At 71.8% G+C, this 8,060-nt stretch carries 7 protein-coding genes; 6 read left to right on the forward strand and 1 reads right to left on the reverse strand.

All coding sequences use genetic code 11. The features are described 5' to 3' along the window. Nucleotides 1-145 precede the first annotated feature (145 nt). Entirely contained in the window at nt 146-697 is a 552-nt protein-coding gene (locus AOK24_RS36490; RefSeq protein ID WP_079057177.1) for a CAP family protein, read from the reverse strand. Between the two features lie 103 nt (nt 698-800). Between AOK24_RS36490 and AOK24_RS36495 the strand changes: the two genes are divergently transcribed. From AOK24_RS36495 to AOK24_RS36520, 6 genes are all read left to right on the forward strand, one after another. Continuing rightward, nucleotides 801-1,532: a DUF7873 family protein gene (locus AOK24_RS36495; RefSeq protein WP_055724249.1), complete on the forward strand. Its 732-nt coding sequence runs from the start codon at nt 801-803 to the stop codon at nt 1,530-1,532. A gap of 464 nt (nt 1,533-1,996) precedes the next feature. Then, nucleotides 1,997-2,761, forward strand: coding sequence for an acyl-CoA thioester hydrolase/BAAT C-terminal domain-containing protein (locus AOK24_RS36500; protein ID WP_055724250.1), 765 nt, complete (start codon nt 1,997-1,999; stop codon nt 2,759-2,761). Nucleotides 2,762-2,882: 121 nt separating this feature from the next. Beyond that, on the forward strand, nt 2,883-4,019 hold the full coding sequence (locus AOK24_RS36505) for an EfeM/EfeO family lipoprotein (protein ID WP_055724251.1): 1,137 nt from the start codon (nt 2,883-2,885) through the stop codon (nt 4,017-4,019). Next, entirely contained in the window at nt 4,016-5,218 is a 1,203-nt protein-coding gene (gene efeB, locus AOK24_RS36510) for an iron uptake transporter deferrochelatase/peroxidase subunit (protein WP_055724252.1), read from the forward strand. Before AOK24_RS36505 ends, efeB begins: the two co-directional genes overlap by 4 nt. 173 nt (nt 5,219-5,391) lie before the next feature. Beyond that, nucleotides 5,392-7,236 (forward strand): phospholipase C, encoded by a 1,845-nt coding sequence (locus AOK24_RS36515; protein ID WP_055724253.1) that lies wholly within the window; start codon nt 5,392-5,394, stop codon nt 7,234-7,236. Nucleotides 7,237-7,360: 124 nt separating this feature from the next. Next, the gene (locus AOK24_RS36520) at nt 7,361-7,987 is read left to right on the forward strand and encodes a class I SAM-dependent methyltransferase (RefSeq protein WP_055724254.1); all 627 of its coding nucleotides are present in this window, start codon (nt 7,361-7,363) and stop codon (nt 7,985-7,987) included. Nucleotides 7,988-8,060 lie beyond the last annotated feature (73 nt).

Consider the following 8,060-nt stretch of genomic DNA (forward strand, 5'->3'; position numbering starts at 1 on the left):
GGGTGTGGCCGGGGGTGAGGGGGGCGATGCTCAGGAACGCGGCGGCCCGGTCGTCCTCCCAGACGAAACGGCCGGGGAGTTCGCCGGAGAGGATGCGGGTGAAGAGTGTCGACATGGGATCAGTCTGTCACCGCGTTCCCGTAGGTCACTTGGGCGGCAGGACGTTCTCCGCGAACTGGCCCACGAAGTTTCCCGCCGGGGCGTAGTTGACGACGACGTACGTCTTGCCGTTGGTGGTCTTCGCCATGCCGACGCCGATACGGGTGGAGGACTTCCACACGACCTGGCTGAACAGGCCCCAGTCCTTGAAGGTGCCCATGTCGGGCTCACGGCCGTAATAGGTGTACGAACGGACCTGGTTGTACCAGGCGTCGACGACCTCGGTGCCGGTCGGCGAGGCGCCGTCGGAGCGCCACGTGTAGTGGAGGTTCTCGCCGTACTTGTTGTTGGAGCGGTGGTCGAGGCGCTGGGCGGCGGCCAGTTGGTCGGCCCACTCCTGCGCCCAGCGGCTGATCTCGGGGTCGAGGGTGACCGCCGGGACACCGTGCCGGGCGCGGTGGTCGTTGGTGCGCTGGAGGATCTGCTGGTCGAACGCCGGGTCCGCGGCGGCGCGGGGCGCGGCGGGGGCCGCGAGGGCCAGGGCGGCGGCCGTGGTAAGGAGGGTGGTGAGGGCGGCTCGGCGCGTCATCGTTCTCATGCCGCCGTAACGATCATCGGGGCGCGCGGGTCACCGGGAAAATAATCGCGCGACTCAAGTGCCGGGCGTCCGCTAGGTTTTCGTGTGTTCGAAGGGGGGCCACATGGCGAAGCTCAACCAGATCATCGCTGTCGAAAAGGGCGTCAAGAGCAAGTCGTTCCAGGACATCACCGCCGCGCACCACAAGGTGCAGAAGCCGGCGCTGCTGACCGGGATCTCGCGTACGTACCAGCCGAAGGACGAGGAGGGCGAGCAGCTGCCGCCCGAGTCCACGCGGGTTCAGGTCAAGGCGGAGGACGTGCTGCGGGAGATGTCCGCGTCGCTGACGCGGCTCTTCGACGTGACGGCGACGAAGGACTGGGCGAACTGCGCGGCCCGCGCGGACGTCGTGGTCGACGGGCGGACGGTCGTCGCGGACGTGCCGGTGAGCTACCTGCTGTTCCTGGAGAAGCAGCTCACCGATCTGCACACCTTCGTCAAGAAGCTGCCGGTGCTGGACGCCTCCGAGTCCTGGTCCCTCGACCCGTCGACGGACTGGTGGAAGACGGACCCCGTACGGACGATCCGGACGAAGAAGACGCCGCGCAACCACGTCAAGGCCGAGGCGACGGAGAAGCACCCGGCCCAGGTCGAGGTGTACTACGAGGACGTGCCGATCGGTTACTGGACGACGGTGAAGTTCTCCGGCTCGCTGCCCGCCCGGCGGGTCAACGAACTCCTGGACCGGGTCGAGAAGTTGCAGCAGGCCGTGAAGTTCGCCCGCGAGGAGGCGAACGGCACGGAGGTCACCGACCGGCGGGTCGGGGACGCGGTGTTCGGCTACCTGTTCAGCTGACACCCCCACCATCGCCCCCGCGTGCGAGCGCGGGGGTGCGCGACATGCGCGGACCGGAATTGAGGCCCGGTCCACGCGGGAGCGCAAGCTGAAACTGAGACGTTCAGCCTGAAAAACGCGGTCACAGTGAAGGTTCGAGTCCTTCCCCCGGCACCACGCGCCGGGGTAGCCCAAATCGGCAGAGGCAACCGCGATCAATCTCAGACTCTCGCTCCAGCTTCAGCATCGCCACCGATCGCCGGATCGAACGGGAAGGGACGAACGCCGTCGGATGTGAGTTCGAATCTCGCCTGCGCCTCTCTTTCAGGGCGCGGTAGTTCAAAGGAAGAACACGTCGGCCTGACGACTGATCCTTTCTCTTAAACGCCATCGGCGTGCGCAAGGGGTGGCATCCCCAGGGGCCCGGGAGCTGGATACGACTCCCGGGCTCCGCCACGCCCAGCACCCCTCCCTACGCTCACCCCATGCACCCCGACGACCATGAACTCGTCCGCGCCGGCGGCACCGGCGTCCTCGTCCTCGCCGGTTCCAGTGGCCGCGTCGAACGCGAACGCGTCCGTCTCCTCGCCGAGCACGGGCTGACGGCCCTGTCGATCCGCTGGTTCGGCGGTCCCGGGCAGCCGGCGGGGATCGACGAGGTCCCGCTGGAGACGTTCACCGGCGCGCTCGACCTGCTCGGGACGGACCGGGTCACGATCCTCGGCACGTCCAAGGGCGCCGAGGCCGCTCTCCTGACCGCCGCGCACGACCCGCGCGTGGCCGCCGTCGTCGCCGTCTCCCCCACCTCCCTCGTCTGGTCGAGCCCGCACGGCACCCCCTGCTCGTCGTGGACCTGGCGGGGCCGCCCCCTGCCGTACGTTCCGATGGACGACACGTGGCCGCGTCCGGCCGAGGACCCGGTCGCCGTCCGGGGCTGGTACGAGCGCAGCGAGCGGACCCTCGCCCGGCTGCTCCCCGCCGCGCGCATCCCCGTCTCCCGGGCCGCTCTGCTCCTGGTGGCGGGCGGCGACGACGCGATGTGGCCGTCCCTGCCCCACGCCGAGGACCTGGCCGCGCGCCACCCCGGCGCACGCCTGGTGTCCGACCCGGAGGCGGGGCACCGCGTCCGGTTCCCCGGCGAGACCCCGCTCCCGCCGTCCCCGCGCTTCCGCTACGGCGGAACCCCTGAGGCGGACGCGCGGCTCGGGGCCGCCGCGTGGCCGCACGTGCTGGCCACGCTCCTCGGGTGAACCGCGGGCGAATTCTGCGCCAGGGTTCGGTCAGGAGCAGGTCAGGGGGCCGGATCGGGTGCGGGGGCGTGCTTACGATCGTCCGCGCCGCCTCGTCCGTACGCATCCCTGGAGGCCCGGCGTGCCGAAAACCGCACGTGAGACCCCGTTCCGCGGCGCCCTGCTGGTGGGCGGCGCGCTCGTCGCCGTGGCCGCCTGCGGGGCGCATCCGACGCCGTCGGCGGCCCCGGACGGGCTGCCCCACACCACCGTGCGGGTCTCGTCCGGCGACTGCGGGCGCGGGTGGGAGAAGCCGGCGGGCGGGCGGCAGGTCTTCGACCTCGACAACACCTCCGACGCCGCAGCCGAGGTGTATCTCACCGACGCCCGGACGGGCGCGGTGTACGGCGAGGTCGAGGGGCTCGGACCCGGGACGCAGAGGCCACTGCGGGTGACGCTCGGCGACGGGTCGTACGCCTTCAGGTGCCTGCCCGACGACGCGGACGCCGTGACCGGGCCGACCGTACGGATCACCGGGAGCCGTACGCGGAGCGGGCCCGCCGCGCTGCCGGTGACGCAGCAGGAGCTGATCGCGCCGACGCTGGCGTACCAGAAGTGGATCGGGGCGCGGACGGTCGAGCTGTCGCAAAAGACGGACGTCCTCAAGGCGGCCGTCGACCGGGGCGACCTGGCCGCCGCGCGGGCCGCGTGGCTGCCGGCGCATCTCGTGTACGAGCGGATGGGCGCCGCGTACGGCACGTTCGGGGACGCCGACGAGGCGATCAACGGGCGGGACGAGGGGTTCCACCGCGTCGAGCAGGGGCTGTGGCACGGGGAGTCCTCGAGCAGCCTGCGCGCGCCGGCCGACGCGCTCGATCGCGCCGTGCACGCGCTCCAGCAGGACTGGCCGGGCGAGCGGATGGACCCGGCGGACGTGGGGCTGCGGGCGCACGAGATCCTGGAGAACGCCGTGCAGTTCGAGCTGACGGGGCGCACGGACCGCGGGAGCGGCAGCAACCTGGCGACCGTGCGGGCCAACCTCGACGGGACGCGGGCGCTCCTCGGGTTCCTACGGCCCCTGCTCACGACACGGGACGCGGGGCTCCCCGAACTGGACACCTGGATGGACCGCGCCCAGCACACGCTGGACGGGGTCGCCGGCAAGCCGCTGGGACAGCTGACGCGCGCCCAGCGGGAGAAGGTCGACGCGGATGTGAGCGGGCTGGCCGAACGGCTGGCGGACGTCGCCGCCCTGACGGACGTACGGAGGACAGCGTGAGCGGCGAAGTCGGACGCCGGGGTTTCCTGGCCGGAGCGGCGGCGGTCGCCGGAACCGGCTTGGTCGCCGCCGACCGGGGTACGGCGCTGGCGGCACCCTCCGCCGCCCCCTTCCACGGCGTGCACCAGGCCGGGATCGTCGAACCGGCCCAGCAGGCGACGGCGTACGTGTCGTTCGACGCGACCGCCGAGAACCGCGCCGAACTCGCCGACCTGCTGCGGACGTTGACCGCCCGCGCCCGGTTCCTCACGGCCGGCGGCAGCCCGGACGAGGCGGGCATCACCGCTCCCCCCGTCGACTCGGGGACCCTCGGCCCGGTCGTCGCGGCGGACGGTCTGACGGTCACCGTCGGCGTGGGCGCGTCCCTGTTCGACGACCGCTACGGCCTCGCGGCCCGCAGACCGCGCCGGCTGACCGCGATGCCCGCGTTCCCGGACGACGACCTGGACCCGGACTGGTGCCACGGCGACCTCGGCGTCCAGTTCACGGCGGGCAGCGCGGACACCGTCCTGCACGCCCTGCGCGACGTCGCCCGGCACACGCGCGGCGGGATGCAGATCCGGTGGCGCATGGACGGCTTCATCAGCCCGCCGCGCCCCTCGGGCACCCCGCGCAACCACCTGGGTTTCAAGGACGGCATCGCCAACCCGGACACCGGCAGCTCCCGCGAGATGGACCGCCTGGTGTGGGTCGGCGCGGGCGACGGCGAACCGGCGTGGGCGGTCGGCGGCACCTACCAGGTCGTCCGGCTGATCCGGATGCTCGTCGAGTTCTGGGACCGCGTCTCGATCACCGAGCAGGAGCGGATGTTCGGCCGGGCCCGCGACACGGGCGCGCCGCTCGACGGCCGGCGCGAGACGGACGTACCCAACTACCCGCAGGACCCGAAGGGTTCGGTGATCCCGCTGGACAGTCACATCCGGCTGGCGAACCCGCGGACGTCCGCGACGGACGGTCAGCGCATCCTGCGGCGGGGCTACAACTACGACCGGGGCGTGGACAGCAACGGGAACCTGGACATGGGGCTGCTGTTCACGTGCTACCAGCAGGATCTGGCGCGGCAGTTCGAGGCGGTGCAGAAGAGGCTGGCCGGGGAGCCGCTGGTGGACTACGTCAGCCCGTTCGGCGGCGGGTACTTCTTCGCGCTGCCCGGGGTGCGGGACGGGTCGGACTGGCTGGGCCGGACTCTTCTCACCTGACCGCATGCCGGTGGTGTCACGCTGCCGGTGGTGTCAAGAAAAGTTCAAGTTCGCATGAGAATGTCCTGACCTGCCGTTCGTCCTCCCGTCATCGCCTCTCCCCCGCCGGGCCGCACGCGTTACCCAGGATCCGTAGTCGGTACACCCCTGTTCTCCCGGAAGGCGAGACCCGCATGATCGGCACACCCACCCCCTCCGGCGTACGGCGCCTGGCGCGCGTCGGCGCCCTGCTCGGCGCCGCCGCCCTGGCCGCGGCGAGCGGAGCCGCCCCCGCCTCGGCGGCCGGCGCGCACGGCCACCACGGCACCCCGCGCACCGGGACGCCGATCAAGCACCTGGTGGTGATCTACGACGAGAACGTGTCGTTCGACCACTACTTCGGCACCTACCCGCAGGCCGCGAACACGGACGGCACGACGTTCCGGGCCGCCGCGCGCACCCCGAAGGCCGACAACCTGTCGAACACGGGCCTGCTGAAGAAGAATCCGAACCTGTACGCGCCGCAGCGGCTCTCCTCCGCGCAGGCGATGACCTGCGACCAGAACCACTCCTACGGCCCGGAGCAGTACGCGGCGAACGGCGGCAAGGCCGACAAGTACGTCGAGAACACCGAGGTCGACAAGTGCACCGGCCTGTTCGGTGAACCCGGCCTGGTCATGGACTACTACGACGGCAACACCGTCACCGCGCTGTGGAACTACGCCCAGCACTACGCGCTCGGCGACCACTCCTTCAGCTCCGTGTACGGCCCGTCCACGCCCGGCGCGCTGAACCTGGTCTCCGGCCAGACCCACGGCGTCGTCTCCGTCGACCCGAAGACCGGCAAGCGGACGGCGAAGCCCGACGCGTACACCGTCGTCTCGCCGGACGCGAAGGGCGTCGGCACGGTCGTCAACGACCCCGACCCGGCGTTCGACGACTGCTCGGACAAGGACCGCACCAGCAGCGACGCGCTCGCGCAGATGCAGGGCAGGAACATCGGCGACCTGCTCAACTCCAAGGGCGTGAGCTGGGGTTGGTTCCAGGGCGGGTTCCGGCCGAGCACCGCGTGGGACGGGAAGAGCGGCGACCGCGCGAAGTGCGCGGGCGCCACGCACACCAACGTCGGCGGCGCGGCCGTCGTGGACTACTCGCCGCACCACTCGCCGTTCCAGTACTACAGGTCGACGTCGAACCCGCACCACCTCGCGCCGAAGAACGTCGCCGAGATCGGCCACGCGGGCCGCGCGAACCACAACTACGACCTCACCGACTTCGACGCGGCCCTCAAGGCCAACCGCCTCCCCGCGGTGAGCTTCCTCAAGGCCGCCGAGTACCAGGACGGCCACGCCGCCTACTCGGACCCGGTCGACGAACAGCACTTCCTGGTCAAGGAGATCAACGCGCTCCAGCAGTCCCCGGAGTGGAAGTCGACGGCGGTCGTGATCGCGTACGACGACTCCGACGGCTGGTACGACCACGTCACCTCGAAGGTCCTGAACGGCTCGAAGGACTCGACGCTCGGCTCGAACGGCAAGGCCGTCGACTCCCCCGCCTGCCAGGCGGGCCCGGCCGCCGCGCACGGGTACGCCGACCGCTGCGGCCCCGGCACCCGGCAGCCGCTGCTGGTGGTCTCCCCGTACAGCAAGGTGAACGCGATCGACCACACGGCGACCGAGCAGGCGTCGATCACCCGGTTCATCGAGGACAACTGGTGCACCGGGCGGATCGGTGACGGTTCCTTCGACCGGCGCGCGAACAGCCTGGCCGGGATGTTCGACTTCCGGCACCCGAACAACAAGCAGGTGCTGCTGAACACGGACGGCTCCGTGAAGTCGGTCAAGCCGATCCCGGGCCACTTCGCGCGTACGGCGCCCTCGCCGCAGTACATCGCCGACCTCAAGGCGCAGAACGTCGCCGCCGACACGTCCACGACGTCTCCGGTGGTGCCGGTCGCGCTCGGGGGCGGGGTGCTGGCCGCGGGCGCGGTGGCGACGGTGTTCGCACTGCGGCGGCGGGCACGCGGGGCTTCCGCGTAAGGCGCTGCGCGACTGACCGGCTCCGTCGTTCCGGCGGGGCCGGTTTTGCCGTTCCCGCAAGTTTCCGTGCCTGTTCGCGGGGTGCCTGGTGAGACTGGCCGTCCACCGACACGAGGAGTTCCCGATGGACACCACCGACGCGTTCACCTTCTGGGACGGCGTCTACGCGGCCCGCGAGGCCAACGGCGATCCCCGCCCGAACGCCCGCCTCACGGAGTTCGCGACGGGACTCGGACCCGGCGACGCGCTCGACCTCGGCTGCGGCGACGGCGGCGACGCGCTGTGGCTCGCCGGGCAGGGCTGGCAGGTCACGTCCGTCGACATCTCGGCGGTCGCGGTCGGCCGCCTCGCGGACCTCGCGCGCGCACGCGGACTCGGCGAGCGCGTCAGCGCCGAACGCCACGATCTCGGCGAGTCCTTCCCCGCCGGGGAGTTCGACCTGGTCAGCGCCCAGTTCCTCCAGACGCCGTACGCGTTCGACCGGGCGAGCGCGCTGCGTACGGCCGCGCACGCGCTGCGGCCCGGCGGGCGGCTGCTGGTCGTCGACCACGGGTCGGCGGCGCCGTGGTCGTGGAACCAGGATCCCGACACGCACTACCCGAGCCCGCAGGAGGTCGCCGCCGGGCTCGCCCTCGACCCGACGGTCTGGACGGTCGAGCGCGCCGACGCCCCTCGGCGCATCGCGACCGGCCCCGGCGGTCAGCAGGCCGAGGTCATCGACCATGTCCTGCTGATCCGCCGCACCGGCTGAGGCTCACGCCCCCGGGCCCGCCTCCCGCACGATCCCCGGCCGGGTCCCCCACACGACCACCCGGTCCCCCTTC

The sequence above is a fragment of the Streptomyces niveiscabiei genome (assembly GCF_001419795.1).
In the GTDB taxonomy this organism is placed as follows: domain Bacteria; phylum Actinomycetota; class Actinomycetes; order Streptomycetales; family Streptomycetaceae; genus Streptomyces; species Streptomyces niveiscabiei.